Origin of the sequence: Nonomuraea sp. NPDC049480 (assembly GCF_044465905.1) — a bacterium.
Taxonomy (GTDB): Bacteria; Actinomycetota; Actinomycetes; order Streptosporangiales; family Streptosporangiaceae; genus Nonomuraea.
In genome coordinates, this window is the sequence record NZ_JBITMD010000024.1 from 125,675 (window position 1) to 142,698 (window position 17,024).

Here is a 17,024-nt window from a genome sequence, read left to right on the forward strand (position 1 = left end):
CGCGAGCGGAGCCGGCGCCGCTCGCCCGCGAGCTCGCGCGCCACCGCCCCCGCCCGGTGTCTTCGCCTGCGCAGCGGGCTCCGCGGAGAAAGCCGTCCCAAGGCGCGGGCACGGCGATGGCGACGGCCGTCGAGGCCGGTAGGCGGCGACGGCCGTCGAGGCGGCTCAGCGGTTGTCGTCGCCGGTCAGGCCCGCCTTGCGGAGGGCCTCCGCCATGGCGCCCGTGGGAGCCGGGCGGTCCTGGCGGCGCTGGCCGCCGCGCTGCCCGTCGCCCCGGCCGCGCTGCCCGCCGTCGCCGCCACCCCGCTGGCCCGCGTCGCCCCGGCCGCCACGCTGTCCGTCGCCGCCGCCGCGCTGACCCGCACCGCCCTGGCCACGCTGGCCGCCGTCGCGACCTCCACCCTGGCCCTGGCCCTGGCCCCGGCCGCGCTGGCCGCCGTCGCCGCGAGCTGCGTCGCCCCGGGCCGCGTCGGCCCTCGCGCCGTCCCCGCGGCCCCCGCCCTGGCGGCCCTGCCCGCGGCGAGGGCCGTCGGCCGGGGACTCGGCGGTGGTCTCGTCCTCCAGGCGCAGCGTCAGCGAGATGCGCTTGCGCGGGATGTCCACGTCGAGCACCTTGACGCGCACGATGTCCCCGGGCTTGACCACGTCACGCGGGTCCTTGACGTAGGTGCGGGACATGGCCGACACGTGGACCAGCCCGTCCTGGTGGACGCCGACGTCCACGAACGCCCCGAACGCCGCCACGTTGGTGACCACGCCCTCCAGGATCATGCCGGACGTCAGGTCGGAGATCTTCTCGACGCCCTCCTTGAACGTGGCCGTCTTGAAGGCGGGACGCGGGTCGCGGCCCGGCTTCTCCAGCTCGCGCAGGATGTCGGTGACCGTCGGCAGGCCGAACGTGTCGTCGGTGAACTCCTGCGGCTTGAGCGACCGCAGCGCCGCCGTGTTGCCGATCAGCGTCTTCAGGTCCGTCTTGACCGAGCCGAGGATGCGCCGGACCACCGGGTAGGCCTCCGGGTGCACGCTGGACACGTCGAGCGGGTCGTCGCCGCCCCTGATGCGCAGGAAGCCCGCGCACTGCTCGAACGCCTTGGGCCCGAGCCGCGGCACCTCCTTCAGCGCGCCCCGCGTCCGGAACGGGCCGTTGGCGTCGCGGTGGCGGACGATGCTCTCCGCCAGTGTGGAGCCGATGCCCGACACTCGCGTGAGCAGCGGCGCCGACGCGGTGTTGACGTCGACCCCGACGGCGTTGACGCAGTCCTCGACCACCGCGTCCAGCGAGCGGGACAGCTTGGTCTCGGCCAGGTCGTGCTGGTATTGGCCGACGCCGATCGACTTGGGGTCGATCTTGACCAGCTCGGCCAGCGGGTCCTGGAGCCGGCGGGCGATGGAGACCGCGCCGCGCAGCGACACGTCGAGCTCGGGCAGCTCCTGCGAGGCGTACGGCGAGGCGGAGTAGACCGAGGCCCCGGCCTCCGACACCACGATCTTCGTCAGCCCCGGCATGTTCGCGACCAGCTCACCGGCCAGCTTGTCGGTCTCGCGCGAGGCCGTGCCGTTGCCGATGGCGATCAGCTCGACCCCGTGCCGCTGCGCGAGCGCGCCCAGCACGGCGAGCGACTGGTCCCACTGCCGCTTGGGCTCGTGGGGATAGATGGTCGCGGTCTCGACGACCTTGCCGGTGGCGTCGACCACGGCCACCTTCACGCCCGTGCGCAGGCCCGGGTCCAGGCCCATCGTCGTGCGGGTGCCGGCGGGCGCGGCGAGCAGCAGGTCGCGCAGGTTGGCCGCGAACACCCGCACGGCCTCTTCCTCGGCCGTCTGCCACAGCCGCATCCGCAGGTCGATGCCCAGGTGCACGAGAATGCGGGTGCGCCAGGCCCAGCGCACGGTCTCGCCCAGCCACTTGTCGGCCGGCCGGCCCTGGTCCGAGATGCCGAACCTGGCGGCGATGCGCATCTCGTAGTCGGGGCTGTCGTCGGGCTCCAGCGTGACGGAGAGGATCTCCTCCTTCTCGCCGCGGAACATCGCCAGGATCCGGTGCGAGGGCAGCTTCGTGAACGGCTCGCCGAACTCGAAGTAGTCGGAGAACTTGGCCCCCGCCTCCTCCTTGCCCTCGCGCACCTTCGACACCAGCCGCCCGCGGCTCCACACCTGCTCGCGCAGGTCGCCGATGAGGTCGGCGTCCTCGGCGAACCGCTCGATCAGGATCGCCCTGGCGCCCTCCAGCGCCGCGCCCGCGTCGGCCACGCCCTCCGTCACGAAGCCCTCGGCGACCGCCAGCGGGCTCAGCGCCGGGTCGGCGAGCAGCTGGTCGGCCAGCGGCTCCAGCCCCAGCTCGCGGGCGATCTGCGCCTTCGTGCGCCGCTTGGGCTTGTAGGGGAGGTAGATGTCCTCGAGCCTGGCCTTGGTCTCGGCCGCCATGATCTGCTCGCGCAGCTGGTCGTCGAGCTTGCCCTGGGACTCGATCGACTCCAGGATCGCCGTCCTGCGCTCCTCCAGCTCCCGCAGATAGCGCAGTCGCTCCTCCAGCGTGCGCAGTTGCGCGTCGTCGAGCGTGCCGGTCGCCTCTTTGCGGTATCGCGCGATGAACGGCACGGTCGCGCCGCCGTCGAGCAGCTCGACCGCAGCCTGCACCTGCCCGTCGCGTACGCCGAGCTCTGCCGCGATCCGCTGGTGAATAGAGAGCACTTGCCTGCCTTTCGATGGTCCCGCCGGTCAATTGTGCAGGACTACGCCATCCTTCATGACCAGAGTGCGCGCAGGGTGAACGACCACAGCCTCCGCCGGGCCCCCGCACGGCACCACGACGAGGTCGGCCCGGTCACCCGCGGCCAGCCCGTAGCCTTCCAGCCCGAGCAGGCGGGCCCCGCCATGGGTGGCGGCCTCCAGCGCCAGCTCGATGTCCTCGTCCCTGCGGAACGTGCTGCGGTACGCGACGTGCATCGCCCGCTCCAGCATGTCGCCGCTGCCGTACGGCCCCCACAGGTCGCGGATGCCGTCGTGCCCGCAGGCGACCGTGACGCCCGCGGCCCGCAGCCGCTTCACCGGCGGCACCGGGAAGCTGTAGACGGCCGCGGTCACCAGCGCCACGCCCGCCTCCGCGAAGCCCTCGATCAGCCGGTCCTGGTAGGCCGCGTCGAGCTGGCCGAGCGCGTATGCGTGACTGACCGCCACCCGGCCGCCCAGCCCCAGCACCTTGGTGCGCTCGATGATCAGCTCCAGCTCCCATCCGCCCAGCGAGCCGCCGTCGTGCAGATGGATGTCCAGATGGGCGCCGTAGCGCTCGGCCAGGCCGAAGATCACGTCGAGGTGCCGCACGGGGTCGCGGTCGATGCCCGCCGGGTCGAGCCCGCCGATCGCCTCGACACCGCTCTTCAGCGCCTCCTCCAGCAGCTCGGCCGTGCCCGGGTTGGCGAGCACGCCGTGCTGTGGGAAGGCGACCTGCCGCACCTCGACGGGGGACCCCGCGGCGGCCTCCCGCACGGCTTCCACGCCGCGCAGCCCCACCAGCGGATCGATGTCGGTGTGTGTGCGCACGTGGGTGGTGCCCGCCGCGCTCATGCGCTCCAGCAGCGCGCCGATCCGCGCCACGCTGGGAACGCCGAGCTCGGCCCGCCTGCCCAGGTCGTTGCCGATGCGACCGGCCAGCGTGTCGTCGGCCGAGTGCGGCACCCATGGCTCGCCGTAGAGTGTCTTGTCGAGATGGCAGTGCGCCTCGACGAGCCCGGGCAGCACGAGCTGTCCGGAGATGTCGGCGACCAGCGCGCCGGACGCGTCGACGCCCTGGCCGACGCGGTGGATCAGGCCGTCACGGACGAGGATGTCGGCAGGCGCCGAGAGCCCCCAGGGGAGGCCGCCGCGGAGCAGCACATCGGTCATGCTCAGCACCCTAAACGGCGGAGCCGACGATTTCCGTGCCTCAGAGGTGACCGATGTGGGTCAGGCCCGTCGGGTGGCGAAGAGCTCCAGGTGGTGGCAGGAGGGGCAACGATAGGCGTCGATCTCCCACTTCGGCCGGCCCATCACCTTGGCTCCGCCCAAGATCCCACGCTCGAGAGCGCCCTCGACCCACCTGGCGAACCCCTTGGCGTGCTCGCCCGAGTCCATGACGAACCCGGCCTCCAGCCCGCCCTCGCCGCAATGCGTGCAGTGCAAGTCCGACATGCCAGAGATCGTAGTGGTCAGATCTCGTCCAGGTGGGAGACGTTCGCCGCGTCGGCGGCGTCCGTGCTCGGCCGTCCCCCCAGCCAGGCGTCGAGGATCTCGTCGAGGACCACGTCGGAGGTGAGCCGCAGGCTGAGCGCCAGCACGTTGGCGTCGTTCCACTTCCTGGCCCCGTCGGCGGTGTAGGCGTCCACGCACAGCGCGGCCCGCACGCCGGGCACCTTGTTCGCCGCGATCGACGCGCCCGTCCCGGTCCAGCAGCACACGATCGCCTGGTCGGCCCGCCCCTCGCTCACGTCCCTGGCGGCCAGCTCCGAGGCCCACGCCCAGTCGTCGCGCTCCTCGTGGTTGAGCGCGCCGTGCGTCACCACCTCGTGCCCGCGCCTGCGCAGCTCCGCCACGACCCGCTCGGCCGCCCCGTCCTTGCTGTCGGCGGCCACCGAAATCCGCATGCGCCCCTCCGTCCCTCACCCCACATCTACCAGCGCCCCCGGCTGGAATCGAACCAGCGGCCTCCTGCTTCGGAAACAGGCGCGCTCTCCACTGCGCCACGAGGGCTCGTAGCGGGTGCGGGAATCGAACCCGCCTCGAACGGCTTATGAAACCGGTGGGCACACCAGCGCCCTCACCCGCCTCGACGTCGACGGGCGGGTGCCGGAGCTCAGACCCAGGACACGCCCGTACGGCGCCGCATGCGCATTCGCCGGGTTTCCATGGGAGCTCCTCTCCGCGGGTCTGACACGATCCTGGCCGTCCGAAGAGGGCGGCGCAACGCAATTACCGGCGCCCACACGTGTCGGGGTGGCACTTTGAGGTGCTATGTGGTTGGTTGTGACGCCAAATGAGCATTGACGTGAGCGATATCCCGGCCCTCGCCCGAGGGTGCGCCGTTCTGGGCACCGGCGGCGGAGGGGACGTGCGTACCGGGTCCTTGGCGGCGGTCCGGGCCATCCGCGAGTACGGCGAGGTGCCGCTGGTCAGACTGGCCGACTTAGCCGACGACGCGCTGGTCGTCCCGCTGTCCGGGATCGGGGCGCCGACCGTGAGCCACGAGATGATCCACAGCGAGGACGAGCCCAAGCGCATCGTCGAGGAGGTCGAGCGGATCTTCGGCCGCCCGCCGAGCGCGGTCATGTCCTCCGAGATCGGCGGCTCCAACGGGGTCGCCCCGGTGGCCTGGGCCGCGCAGCTCGGGCTGCCGCTGCTCGACGCCGACGGCATGGGGCGGGCGTTCCCCGAGGTCCAGATGGTGTCGATGTACGTCGCAGGGCTGCCGGCCGACCTGGTGATCATGACGGATGTCGCCGGGAACGTGGTGACCATCCGCCCGGTCGACGGGCTCTGGTCGGAGCGGATGGCCAGGGCCGTGTGCGTGGCGGCGGGATCGTCCGCGCTGATGGCCGATTACGTGCTCACGGCCGCGGGGGCGCGGGGCGCGGTGATCGAGGGCACGGTGACGCGCGCCCTGGAGATCGGCAGGGCCACCGAGGGCGCGGCCGACCCGCTGAGAGCTCTCCAGGACCGGCTCGGGGCCGCGCGGCTGATCACCGGCAAGCTGACCGACGTGGAGAGGCGCACCACGGGCGGGTTCGTGCGGGGGACGGCCACGGTCGAGGGCACCGGCGACGACCGCGGGCGCACCCTCACTCTGGAGCTCCAGAACGAGAACCTGGTCGCCGTCGAGGACGGCCGGGTCAGGGCCATGGTGCCCGACCTCATCACCGTCGTGGACACCGAGACCGCCGCCGCCGTCCAGACGGAGGCCCTGAGGTACGGTCAGCGCGTCACGGTCCTCGCCTGGCCCTGCGATCCCCTCTGGCGTACGCCGAAGGGGCTGGAGACGGCGGGGCCGCGGGCGTTCGGGTACGAGCTGGACCACGTTCCTGTCGAGGAGCTGACGGCACATGGCTGACCTGCCGGAGCTCGGGATCGGGATCGACGTCGGCGGCACGAACACCGACACGGTCGTGCTGGACGCCGGCGGCCGGGTGATCGCCAAGGCCAAGCGCCCGACGACCCCGGACGTGACCGAAGGGCTGCGGGCGGCGCTCGACGCCGTCCTGGAGAGACTCGGACCCGCGCAGGGCCGGGTCGGCCGCGTCATGCTGGGCACCACGCACGCCACCAACGCGATCCTGGAGCGGCGCAACCTCGGCCGGGTCGCCGTGCTTCGGCTGGGCGCGCCCGCCACCACCTCCGTGCCCCCGCTCTCCGGCTGGCCCGCCGACCTGCGCAAGGCCGTCTCGGCGGGCGAGGCCGTCGTGGGCGGCGGACACTACGTGGACGGCCGCGAGATCGGCCCTCCGGACCTGGACGGGATCCGACGGTTCCTGGACGGCGTCGAGGCGGAGGCCGTGGCCGTCACCGGCGTGTTCAGCCCGGCGAGCGACGGGCACGAGCGGGTGGTCGGGGAGCTGATCAGGGCGGAGTACGGCCTGCCGGTCTCGCTCAGCCACGAGATCGGCTCGCTCGGCCTGCTCGAACGCGAGAACGCCACCGTGCTCAACGCCGCCCTGTACGGGGTCGCCGCCCACGTGACCGGCGCCCTGGCCGCGGCATTGGCCGAGCGCGGCCTCGAAGCGCGTCCGTACCTGGCGCAGAACGACGGCACGCTCATGACGCTGGAGCACGCCGCGCGGCTGCCGGTGTCGACGATCGGTTCGGGACCGGCGAACTCGCTGCGCGGGGCCGCGTACCTGTCGGGGGTGGCGGACGCGATCGTGGTGGACGTGGGCGGCACGTCCACCGATCTGGGGGTACTGGCAGGCGGGTTCCCGAGGGAGTCGGCGGCGGCGGTCGAGATCGGCGGCGTGCTGACCAATTTCCGCATGCCGGACATCCTGGCCATCGCGCTCGGCGGCGGGACCGTGGTGCGCGAGCACGGGATCGGCCCGGACTCGGTCGGCTACCGGATCGTGCGGGAGGCGCTGGTCTTCGGCGGGGGGACGATGACGATGACCGACGCCGCCGTGGCGGCCGGCCGTACCCCGCGCGACGCCGGCGGCTGGCGGGAGCGCCTCAATATGGATGACATGTCGCAAGTAACCGCCGACATTCTGCAAAGGGCGGTGGTTGTCGCGGACGAGATGGTCGTCGACGCCGTGGACAGGATGGCCCTCGGCAAATCGGACAGACCGCTGGTCGCGGTGGGTGGCGGGGCGTTCCTGCTGCCTGCCCGCGTGCCCGGCGCCGGCGAGGTGATCCGCCCCGAGCACGCCGAGGTGGCCAACGCCGTGGGCGCGGCCATCGCACTCGCGAGCGGCCGAGTGGATACGATCTTGCCTGCGGGAGATAGCCGGTCAGAAGCCATCGAAAGGGCCAAGGAGGAGGCGGCGGCGCGGGCCGTGGCGGCGGGGGCGGATCCCTCCGGCGTCGAGATCGTCGATCTCCTCGAGGTGCCGCTGAGCTACCTCTCCGAGCCCGCCGTGCGGGTACACGTCAAAGCAGCCGGACCCCTCGCCCGGTGAAAGATCGAAAGGATCCCCCCACCATGCGCTGGCACAAGCGTCTGCTCGTCGCCGGGGTCTCCGGTGTCCTGGCCTTGACCGCATCCGCGTGCGCGGGCGGCCAGGTGCGCGGCGCCGGCGGGACACCCCAGCCGCAGGCGAGCACCAGTCAGTCGACGGCCGCGCAGGCCAACGACAGCACGTTCGTCTACGTGCCCAATCTCGACGTGGTCACCGACTGGGACCCGGCGACCTCCTACTCCAACGAGATCGTCGCCCTGTCGAACATCTACGAGGGCCTGACCAGGTACAACTCCCAGACCAAGAAGGCCGAGCCGCGCCTGGCCACCGAGTGGACCGCGGCGGACGACGGCAAGGTGTGGACGTTCAAGCTCCGGCAGGGCGTGAAGTTCCACTCCGGCGCCCCGCTCACCGCCGGGGCCGTCAAGAAGGCCATCGAGCGGACCGTCGAGAAGAAGGGCGGCGCGGCCTACATCTGGGACGCCGTCGACACGATCGAGGCCGTGGACGACGCCACGCTGAAGTTCACGCTCAAGTACCCGGCCCCCCTCGACCTCGTCGCCTCCTCCGGCTACGCCGCCTACATCTACGACGTGGACGCCGTGGACCCGGACGGCAAGAAGACCGCCGGGACCGGCCCGTACACGGTCGACTCCTGGCAGAAGGGCAAGGAGACCGAGCTCACGCTGAAGGCGTTCGACGGCTACTGGGGCGGCTGGAAGCCGGAGCAGTACAAGAAGGTCGCCTTCCGCGTCACCCCGGAGATCACCACGGCCTGGCAGCTGCTGCAGAAGGGCGAGGTGAACTTCGTCCAGCGCCTGAACCCGCAGCTCTTCCAGCAGGCGGGCGCGACCCAGAACGTCCAGACGTCGCAGTCGCCGTCGTTCCAGAACCTGCTCGTGCTGTTCAACACCGCGAGCGGCCCGGCCAAGGACGAGCGGGTGCGGCAGGCGCTGCAGGCCGCGATCGACTACGACGGCCTGGTGGCCGCGCTCAAGGGCTCGGCGCAGAAGGCCAGCGGGCTCGTGCCGCAGGGCCTGCTCGGCCATGTGAACGGTATGGAGCCCAAGCAGGACCTGGCCAAGGCGCGGCAACTGCTCGAAGAGGCCGGGTACGGCCCCGACAACCCCGAGCTCAAGCTCAGTCTGACCTACGCCCAGGGCGACGACGACCAGAAGCTGCTGGTCACGCTGCTCAGCTCGGCGCTGCGGAAGCTCAACGTGACCCTGCAGGCCAAGCCCATGACCTGGAGCGCGCAGTGGGACCTGGGCAAGAAGCAGGGGCAGGACGTCTTCGTCATGTACTGGTATCCGGACTATCCGGACGCCTACTCCTGGTTCCTGAACGTCTTCAAGAGCGCCGAGAAGCCGCAGTTCAACCTGTCGTACCTGAAGAACGAGCAGATCGACGCGGAGATCGACCGGTTGCCGCAGCTGACGGCCACCGACGAGCTGAAGGCTGACTTGGCGTACCGAGACCTGCAGAAGAAGATCATCGAGGAGCAGGCGGCGGTGGCGGTGCCGTACGTGCAGACCTACCAGCGCGCGCTGACCGGCGACATCCAGGGATACGTGGACAATCCCGCCTATCCCAACGTGGTCTTCTTCTACGACCTCAAGCGCGCAAGTTAACGCATGCTGCGCTATCTGGCCCGCCGGCTCGGTCAGGCCCTCCTGGTCGTGGCCGGCGTGGTCATGCTCATGTTCGCCGTCATGCGGCTGGTGCCCGGCGATCCGGCGGTGGCCTTCGCGGGGCCGAAGGCCACGCCGGAGCAGCTCGCCGCGGCGCGCCGGCAGTTCGGGCTCGACGACCCGCTGCCCCTGCAGTTCGTGAACTACGTGCGCGACCTGGTCGCCGGCGACTGGGGCACGAGCCTGCGCACCCGGCAGCCCGTGCGCGACGACCTGTACCTCGCCTTCCCGGCCTCCCTGGAGCTGGTGGGCGCGGCGCTGGTCGTGGCGGTGGTCGTCGGCATCCCGATCGGCGTGCTGGCCGCCCGCTACAAGACGAGATTTCCGGACTTCGGGGTGCGGTTCACGAGCATGCTGGCGGTCTCCGTGCCGGTCTTCTGGCTGGCGCTGATCCTGCAGCTGGTGTTCGCGAGCAACCTGGGCTGGTTCCCGATCGCCGGTGAGTACGACTCCTCGCTCGACACCACCAGCCCGCTCACCCTCTGGACGAACATCACCATCGTCGACGCCCTCATCACCGGCAACTGGCCGATCTTCACCAGCACCCTCGAACACCTGGTCCTGCCCGCGCTCGTCGTGGCCGCATACCCCACGGGAGTGATCGCGCAGATGACCAGGGCGGCGCTCATCGAGGAGTCCGGCCAGGACCACGCCAGGCTGGAGCGCGCGCTGGGGTTCGGTGAGATGTCCATCCTGACCAGGTTCGCCCTGCGGCCGGCGCTGAGCCCGGTGCTGTCGCTGATCGCGCTGGTGTTCGCGTACTCGATCGTCAACGGGTTCCTGGTCGAGGCCGTCTTCAACTGGCCGGGGCTGGGCCGCTACGCCGCCGAGTCGATCAAGTCGCTGGACACGCCGGCCATCGCGGGCGTCACTCTCCTGGTCGCCCTGGTGTACACCCTGGCCAACCTCGTCGTGGACCTGCTGCAGGGCGTCGTCGATCCACGGGCGAGGGCGCGATGACGGCCACCGAGGCGCCGTTGCGGCGCAGGCTGCCGCGGATCCCCGACCGGTTCGCGGCGTTCGGGGCGGTGATCATCGTGGTCGTCGTCCTGGCCGCGATCTTCGCGCCATGGCTGGCCCCCTATCCCGACGAGCCCATGCCCTTGGACTCCCTGCAGCCGCCGAGCGCCGCTCACTGGTTCGGCACCGACACCGCGGGACGGGACGTGCTCAGCAGGATCCTGTACGGCGGCCGCACCTCGCTGTTCATCGCCGTCGCCGTGCTGGCCGTCTCGGCGGTGGCCGGGGTGACGCTCGGCGTGGTGGCCGGGTACGCGGGCGGCTGGGTCAGGGACGTGATCATGCGGGTCACGGACGTGTTCCTGGCCTTCCCCGCGCTGCTGCTCTCCCTGGCGCTGGCCGTCGTGCTGCAGCCCAGCGTGAACACCGTCGTGCTGGCCATCGCGGTGACCTGGTGGCCGTGGTACACGCGGCTGTCCGCTTCGGTGGCCGCGTCGATCTCCACCCGGAGTTACGTGGACGCCGCCCGGTGCCTCGGCGTGCCCGCGCCGCTGATCATCTGGAGGCACGTGCTGCCGAACTCGCTCACCCCCGTCCTGGTCCAGATCTCGCTGGACGCGGGCGGGGTGATCCTGACCGCGGCGGCGCTGTCGTACCTGGGGCTGGGCGCGCAGGAGCCGACGGCGGAGTGGGGGCTGATGGTGCAACAGGGCCAGACGCTCTTCACCACGAACTGGTGGGTGGTCACCTTCCCGGGGCTGGCGATCCTGGTGACGGCGTTCGCGTTCAACGTCCTCGGCGAGGGGCTCAGGACCGCGCTCGATCCTCGGAGCGGAGGAGCTCGGCAGGAGAGAGTCAAGCCAACGAGTGCCGAAGCGGCCGCGACCATGAGCACGAGGGCCGTGAAGTGATCCAGGTGCGCGACCTCCGGGTCGGCTACGGGGGACGGGTCGTGGCCGACGTGCCCGAGCTCGACGTGGGCGCGGGCGAGTGCGTGGCGATCGTGGGGGAGAGCGGGTCGGGCAAGTCGACCACGCTGCTCTCGTTGCTGGGCCTCACCACAGATGCCGAAATTTCAGGACAAATCCGGGTCTGCGGGGTCGACGTCCTGACCGCCCCGCCCCGCCGCCTCCGCGAGATCCGCGGGGCCAGGGCGGCGCTGGTGATGCAGTCGCCGCAGGCCGCGCTCAGCCCCGCCACCAGGCTCGGCGTCCTCATGCGCCGCGCGCTCAAGCTGCACGGCAGGGACGCCGGCGAGAAGGTCATGGCCGAGGCCATGGAGGCCGTCCTGCTCGACCCGGGCCTCCTGCGCCGCTACCCGCACGAGATCTCCGGCGGCCAGGCCCAGCGCTTCGCCATCGCGCTGGCCATCGCGCTGGGCGCCGAGGTGATCCTGGCCGACGAGCCAACGAGCGCTCTGGACGTGACCGTGCAGGCCGAGGTGGTCGGCGTGCTGCGCAGGCTCAGGGCCGAGCGTGACCTGGCGCTCCTGCTCGTCTCCCACGATCTGGCCCTGGTGTCCACGATCGCCGACCGGGTGCTGGTCATGAAGGACGGCGCGGTGGTCGAGTCGGGGCCGTCGGCGAAGGTGCTGGCCGAGCCGTCCCACCCGTACACGCGCGAGTTGCTGGAGGCGCTGCCGTGACCATGCTGAGGGCCGAGCGGGTGACGCTCGGGTACGGCAAGCGCCCGGTCGTCCACGACGTGACCCTGGACATCGTGGCGGGCGGCGTCGGGCTGATCGGGGAGAGCGGGTCGGGCAAGACGACGCTGGCGCGGGCGTTCCTGGGTCTCCTGCGCCCCATGTCCGGAGACATCTGGTACGGCGGCCAGAACCTGAAAAATGCGGACATGCGGATGTTCCGCAAGGACGTCCAGCCCGTCTTCCAGGCCGAGGCCCTCGACCCCCGGATGCGCATCGGCGACTCCATCGCCGAGGCCCTGCCCAGGGCCGCCAGATCCCGCGTGGGGGAGTTGCTCGGACAGGTGGGCCTGGACCCCGGCCTGGCCGCCCGCAGGCCGCACCAGCTCTCCGGCGGCCAGCGCCAGCGCGTGGTGATCGCCAGGGCGCTGGCCGTCGGCCCCCGCCTGCTCATCCTGGACGAGCCCACGAGCGCGCTCGACGTGACGGTCCAGGCCAGGATCCTCGGCCTGCTCGCGGGCCTGGACACCGAGCGCCTGCTCATCACCCACAACCTGGCCGTGGTGGAACGGCTCTGCCGCACCTCGCACGTGCTGTTCGCGGGCCGCGTGGTCGAGTCGGGCCCCACGAAGGACCTCCTGACCAAGCCGGCCCACCCGTACACCAAGGCCCTGCGTGACGCCGTACCGAAGCTCGGCGGCGCTCCGCCGGAGGCCAGGGGCAGGACGGAGGCGGTGCCGGCGGCGACGGGGTGCTCGTACCGGCTGCGCTGCCCGCTGGCCGTGCCGGAGTGCGGGCAGGCGCCGCCGCTGCGGGACCTGGACGGCCGTCAGGTCGCCTGCCACCGGGCGGAGGACGTCCTGCTCACTTGACGACCATCTGGGCCCGCAGATGGGCGCACACGTCGTCCGTGAGCTTCTCCATCAGCCGGCTGAGCTCCGCCCGGTCCGCCGCGGACCAGCCGGCCATCGCGCCCTCGAACCAGTCCGTCGTCACCTGGGCGCACTTGCTCGCCGCCACGGCGCCCTCCTCGGTGAGCGCGATGCGCCAGGCCCGGCCGTCGTCGGGGTCGCGTACCCGCTCGACCAGGCCGCGCTGCTCCAGCGCGGCCACGTGCCTGGTCACGTGCGGGCTCTCCACCTGCAGCGCCTCGGCGATCGCGCCGATCCTGCGCGGCTCGCCCGCGTCCAGCAGGCTGACGAGGATCTCCACGCCGGGCCGGTCGAGCCGGATGCCCGCGGCCTCGGTCAGCCGCTCGTGGGTCTTGCCGCGCTTGAGGGTGGTCACGAGCTTGCGGAAGGCCGACACCGTTTTCTTGAGATCTTCGTCCATTTCCCGTTTGATTACCTAACTTACGTATGTATCATCGTCTCTCGGTTACTTACCCAAGTTATCTAAAGGAGCCGAGATGGTGACAGTGGCAACGTCCGCCGCGCGCGTGACGTCGAACCGGAATCCCTGGCCCGGGGTGGTCGCGCTGGCCTTCGCCGCCTCCATCGCCGCCCTGCAGAACACCGCCGTGGTGCCGTTGCTTCCCGTGCTGCAACGCGAGCTGGACACCTCGCTGTCCGCCGTGAGCTGGACGCTCACGCTGAGTCTCCTGGTCTCCGCGGTGGCCACGCCGCTGCTGTCGCGTTTCGGCGACATGTACGGCAGGCGCACGGTGATCCTGGGCGCGCTGGTCCTGCTGGTGATCGGCTCGGTCATGGCGGCCTTGGCGACCTCGCTGGCCTGGCTGTTGGTGGCGCGGGTGCTGCAGGGCTCCGTGGCCGCGCTCGTGCCGCTCTCGATCGGCGTGGTACGCGACGTGCTGCCCCGGCAGCAGCTGGCGACCGGCATCGGGATGGTGAGCGCGACGATGGGGTTCGGCGCCGGCGGCGGGATGATCCTGGCCGGGCTGGCCTCGGGCGACTGGCACATGGTGTTCTGGGTCACCGCCGCCATCTCCCTGGTGGCCGCGATCATCGTGGCGTTCCTCGTCCACGACCGCGCGCCGGCCGTGCGGGCCCGCCCCGACCTGCTCGGCGCCGCGTTGCTGGCCGCCTGGCTGGTGGCGCTCCTGCTGGCCATCAGCGAGGGCGGCTCGTGGGGCTGGACCTCGCCGGGCGTGCTCGGCCTGTTCGCCGCGGCGGCGCTGCTGGCCGGGGTCTGGGTCCTGGTCGAGCGGAAGGTGGCCGAGCCGCTGGTGGAGATGTCGATGCTGGTGCACCGGGGCACGGTCGGCGCGACGGTGGCCTCGATGCTGCTCGGGTTCACGTTCTTCACGATCATGACGGGCATGTCCGGGTTCGCCCAGGCGCCCGTGTCCGGCTTCGCCGCCTCGACCCTGGAGGTCGGGCTCTACCTGCTGCCGAGCACGCTGTTCATGCTGGTGATCTCGCTGTTCGCGGGCCGGTTCATGCGCTACTTCCAGGCCGCCACCATGGTGTCGGCCGGCGGCGCGGTCACCGGACTGGCGGCGCTGTGGCTGATGTTCATGCACGCCGCCCCCGCCCACCTGTACGTGGCCGCCTCGCTCATGGGCGTCGGCCTCGGCGTCGGCTACGCGGCGCTGGGCACCATGGCCGTCGAGCACGTCGACCCCGGTAAGACGGCCGTGGCGGCAGGCGTGAACGCGCTCGTCCGCATCGTGGGCGGCAGCACGTCGGGCGCCGTGATCGCCGCCATCCTGGCCGCACAGCCCGGCGTCACCGGTTACCAGTGGGTCTTCGGCGCCGCCGCCGTGGCCGGGACGATGGCGGCGCTGTTCGCCGCCGTCTACGGACGGCTCAACCGCGGGCTGGTCACAGCGCCTTCAGCCCGCTGATCACCTCCAGGAGCACCGTGGCGTCCGGGGCGGGAGGCGGGTGCTCGACCTGCACGAGCTGCTGCGCGTGCAGGTCGCCCACCAGCACGCGGACCACGCCGATGGGCAGGTTGAGCTCGGCGGCCACGTCCACGAGCCGCGTCGGTTTGGTGCACTTCTGCAGGATGATCAGATGCTCGGGCCCGAGGCCCATGGGCGGCGTCAGGCCGCCGGCCGTGATGATCACCGCGATGAGGTCGATGGCCTCGCTCGCGGGCACCGTACGGCCCCTGGTCAGCAGATAGGCGGGGACGATCGGACCGGCGTCCTCGTCCAGCCAGCGCTCGTCACGACTCACTTCGCACCACCCGCATAGGGCGCACCGGCTCTTCCGCGGGAGCGGGAGCTTCGGGCTCGGCCACGTGCTCTTCCGGGATCAACACGATCGCGGTGGTCCCTCCATATGGTGAACCGCGTAGCGTAACGCGGATGTCATGCCTGGCGGCCAGGCGGGAGACGACGAAAAGGCCGAGCCGGTCGCTGTCGGCCAGGTCGAACTCCGGTGGGCTGGCCAGCCGCTCGTTGAGTTCGGCCAGCTCCTCGACGCTCATTCCGCGCCCGCGGTCCTCGACCTCGAAGACGAAGCCGCGGGCCGCCGTCTCGCCGCGCACGATGACCGAGGTGTGCGCGGGGGAGTAGACGGTGGCGTTCTCGATGAGCTCGGCGATCAGGTGGATCACGTCGCCGACCACGGGCCCGGCCAGGCGCTGGCCGGGCATCGGCTCGACGGTGACCCGCTGGTAGTCCTCCACCTCGGCCGCCGCGCCGCGTGCCACGTCGAGCAGCGGCACCGGCCTGCTCCAGCCGCGGCCCGGCGTGGCGCCGGACAGGATGATCAGGCCCTCCGCGTGGCGGCGCATGCGGGTGGTCAGGTGGTCCAGTTTGAACAGGTCCTCCAGGGCATCGGGCTCGGTCGCCCGGTGCTGCATGTCCTGGAGCTGGATGCGCTGGCGGTGCAGCAGGGTCTGGCTCCGCCGGGCCAGGTTGCGGAACACGTGGCCGACCCCCTCGCTGAGCTGGGCCTGCCCGACCGCGGCCTCCACGGCGGTCTGCTGGACGGTGGAGAACGCCTGGCCCACGTCGTCGATCTCCGTCGTGGTGCTGGCCACCGACAACTCCGGCATCTCGACCGTCTCGCCCTTGCGCAGCTTGGCGACCACGTACGGCAGCCGTTCCTGCGCCACCTCCAGCGCGGCCAGCCGGAGCGCGCCCAGCTCCTTCGACAGCCGGTTGCCCATCCGCAGCGAGAACACGATCGACACGACCACCAGCGCCAGGCACAGCCCCGCCAGCATGAACGCGCGGTTGAGCACCGCGTCGGCCACCGGCTCGGCGCGCGCGTTCAGCACTGTGCTGGCCCGCATCTGCGTGTCGTTGAACGACTTGGCCAGCCCTTCCGTCGTGCTGAGCCACGCCTTGGGCGTGGCGCCGGCGATGATCTGGTCCTCCATGATCCGCATCCGCTGGTAGGCGGCGGAGGCGATCAGGGCGACGTTGGCGTCGCGCAGGGTCGGGTCGAGCTCGGGGAGCGACTGGTCGATCAGGAAGCGCCGGTTGCCGACGATCTGCGTGAAGAGCCTGCGCTCCGCGGCTGTGATCGGACCGAGCGCGATGGCCTGCTCCCGGGTCAGCAGCTCCTTGGCGTACCCCATGTCGATGACCACGCGGGACTGCTCGTAGATCGGGATGTCGTCGATGAGCGCGACGTGCCGGTGCAGGCTGAAGATCGTGTCGATGATCGCGTTGTACGCCTCCACGGTGTGCAGACGGTCGAACAGGCCCGTGTCGATCTCTCCCCTGATCGCGTCGAGCCTGTCGAACTGCGTGTACACCGCGTCCACCTGTGTGCGGATCTCTTCCGATCGGTCTTTGGAGTCGCTGGAGAGTTGCCTGAACGTGTCCCTTGCGGCGTCGGTCTGGGCACGTTGCGCGGCGACGGCTGAGGTGCTGGCCGTGTGACGCAGGAGCTTGGCCGAGAGCAGACGCTCACGCTGGATCTCGCTGATCAGTTTGTACGCGGGAAGGCGGAGGTTCGTCCAGAGTGTCTTGTATTCGTGTAGCTCCAAACCCTCCGTTGCGGTGACGGCGGTGATGACCCCCCACAACACCACCATGGAGGTCAGCGGCACCAGCAGTAGTCCGATGATCTTCATGCGGATCGTTCGGCTACGACCCATGGCACCTCACTCCGGTCGGTCCCCTGCTGGCAACCCCGGACGGGACAAGCCCCGAGGATAGCAATCCGATCACCA

15 protein-coding genes and 2 tRNA genes are annotated in these 17,024 nt (G+C 71.3%); 8 read left to right on the plus strand and 9 right to left on the minus strand.

Annotated elements, in window-relative coordinates; genetic code table 11:
- Positions 1–165 precede the first annotated feature (165 nt).
- The 6 genes from ACIBX3_RS46235 to ACIBX3_RS46260 all read right to left on the minus strand — a co-directional run bounded on the left by ACIBX3_RS46235 (position 166) and on the right by ACIBX3_RS46260 (position 4,801).
- Positions 166–2,691, minus strand: a complete 2,526-nt coding sequence (locus ACIBX3_RS46235) for a Tex family protein (protein ID WP_397127037.1) — start codon at positions 2,689–2,691, stop codon at positions 166–168.
- Positions 2,692–2,718: 27 nt separating this feature from the next.
- A complete protein-coding gene (locus tag ACIBX3_RS46240; protein WP_397127038.1) occupies positions 2,719–3,882 on the minus strand; it encodes an amidohydrolase in 1,164 nt (387 codons plus the stop codon).
- A 60-nt stretch (positions 3,883–3,942) separates the two neighbouring features.
- Positions 3,943–4,167 carry a hypothetical protein gene (locus ACIBX3_RS46245; protein ID WP_397127039.1) on the minus strand — a complete coding sequence of 75 codons (225 nt, stop codon included), beginning with the start codon at positions 4,165–4,167 and terminating at the stop codon, positions 3,943–3,945.
- Between the two features lie 17 nt (positions 4,168–4,184).
- Positions 4,185–4,619, minus strand: coding sequence for an RpiB/LacA/LacB family sugar-phosphate isomerase (locus ACIBX3_RS46250; protein ID WP_397127040.1), 435 nt, complete (start codon positions 4,617–4,619; stop codon positions 4,185–4,187).
- 33 nt (positions 4,620–4,652) lie between these two features.
- Positions 4,653–4,725: transfer RNA gene (locus ACIBX3_RS46255), tRNA-Arg, on the minus strand.
- Between the two features lie 3 nt (positions 4,726–4,728).
- Positions 4,729–4,801 (minus strand) — tRNA-Met (locus ACIBX3_RS46260).
- Between the two features lie 219 nt (positions 4,802–5,020).
- Here ACIBX3_RS46260 and ACIBX3_RS46265 point away from each other — a divergent pair.
- From ACIBX3_RS46265 to ACIBX3_RS46295, 7 genes are read left to right on the plus strand one after another with little or no spacing between them, the layout of a single operon-like run.
- Entirely contained in the window at positions 5,021–6,079 is a 1,059-nt protein-coding gene (locus ACIBX3_RS46265; RefSeq protein WP_397127041.1) for a DUF917 domain-containing protein, read from the plus strand.
- On the plus strand, positions 6,072–7,634 hold the full coding sequence (locus ACIBX3_RS46270; protein WP_397127042.1) for a hydantoinase/oxoprolinase N-terminal domain-containing protein: 1,563 nt from the start codon (positions 6,072–6,074) through the stop codon (positions 7,632–7,634). Before ACIBX3_RS46265 ends, ACIBX3_RS46270 begins: the two co-directional genes overlap by 8 nt.
- A 23-nt stretch (positions 7,635–7,657) precedes the next feature.
- Positions 7,658–9,265, plus strand: a complete 1,608-nt coding sequence (locus ACIBX3_RS46275) for an ABC transporter substrate-binding protein (protein WP_397127043.1) — start codon at positions 7,658–7,660, stop codon at positions 9,263–9,265.
- Between the two features lie 3 nt (positions 9,266–9,268).
- Positions 9,269–10,285, plus strand: coding sequence for an ABC transporter permease (locus ACIBX3_RS46280; RefSeq protein ID WP_397127044.1), 1,017 nt, complete (start codon positions 9,269–9,271; stop codon positions 10,283–10,285).
- Positions 10,282–11,196 carry an ABC transporter permease gene (locus tag ACIBX3_RS46285; protein WP_397127045.1) on the plus strand — a complete coding sequence of 305 codons (915 nt, stop codon included), beginning with the start codon at positions 10,282–10,284 and terminating at the stop codon, positions 11,194–11,196. Before ACIBX3_RS46280 ends, ACIBX3_RS46285 begins: the two co-directional genes overlap by 4 nt.
- Positions 11,197–11,201: 5 nt before the next feature.
- Entirely contained in the window at positions 11,202–11,930 is a 729-nt protein-coding gene (locus tag ACIBX3_RS46290; RefSeq protein WP_397127047.1) for an ATP-binding cassette domain-containing protein, read from the plus strand.
- 2 nt (positions 11,931–11,932) lie between these two features.
- Positions 11,933–12,799: an ABC transporter ATP-binding protein gene (locus ACIBX3_RS46295; protein WP_397127108.1), complete on the plus strand. Its 867-nt coding sequence runs from the start codon at positions 11,933–11,935 to the stop codon at positions 12,797–12,799.
- Here the strand turns inward: ACIBX3_RS46295 and ACIBX3_RS46300 are convergent.
- Positions 12,792–13,259 carry a MarR family winged helix-turn-helix transcriptional regulator gene (locus ACIBX3_RS46300; protein WP_397127048.1) on the minus strand — a complete coding sequence of 156 codons (468 nt, stop codon included), beginning with the start codon at positions 13,257–13,259 and terminating at the stop codon, positions 12,792–12,794. The genes ACIBX3_RS46295 and ACIBX3_RS46300 overlap by 8 nt on opposite strands.
- Before the next feature lie 76 nt (positions 13,260–13,335).
- Between ACIBX3_RS46300 and ACIBX3_RS46305 the strand changes: the two genes are divergently transcribed.
- Entirely contained in the window at positions 13,336–14,733 is a 1,398-nt protein-coding gene (locus ACIBX3_RS46305; protein ID WP_397127049.1) for an MFS transporter, read from the plus strand.
- Here ACIBX3_RS46305 and ACIBX3_RS46310 read toward each other — a convergent pair.
- Both ACIBX3_RS46310 and ACIBX3_RS46315 read right to left on the minus strand, forming a co-directional pair.
- The gene (locus ACIBX3_RS46310; RefSeq protein ID WP_397127050.1) at positions 14,711–15,070 is read right to left on the minus strand and encodes a DUF742 domain-containing protein; all 360 of its coding nucleotides are present in this window, start codon (positions 15,068–15,070) and stop codon (positions 14,711–14,713) included. The genes ACIBX3_RS46305 and ACIBX3_RS46310 overlap by 23 nt on opposite strands.
- Positions 15,060–16,925, minus strand: a complete 1,866-nt coding sequence (locus ACIBX3_RS46315) for a nitrate- and nitrite sensing domain-containing protein (protein ID WP_397127051.1) — start codon at positions 16,923–16,925, stop codon at positions 15,060–15,062. The genes ACIBX3_RS46310 and ACIBX3_RS46315 overlap by 11 nt, the downstream gene beginning before the upstream one ends.
- Positions 16,926–17,024: the final 99 nt, after the last annotated feature.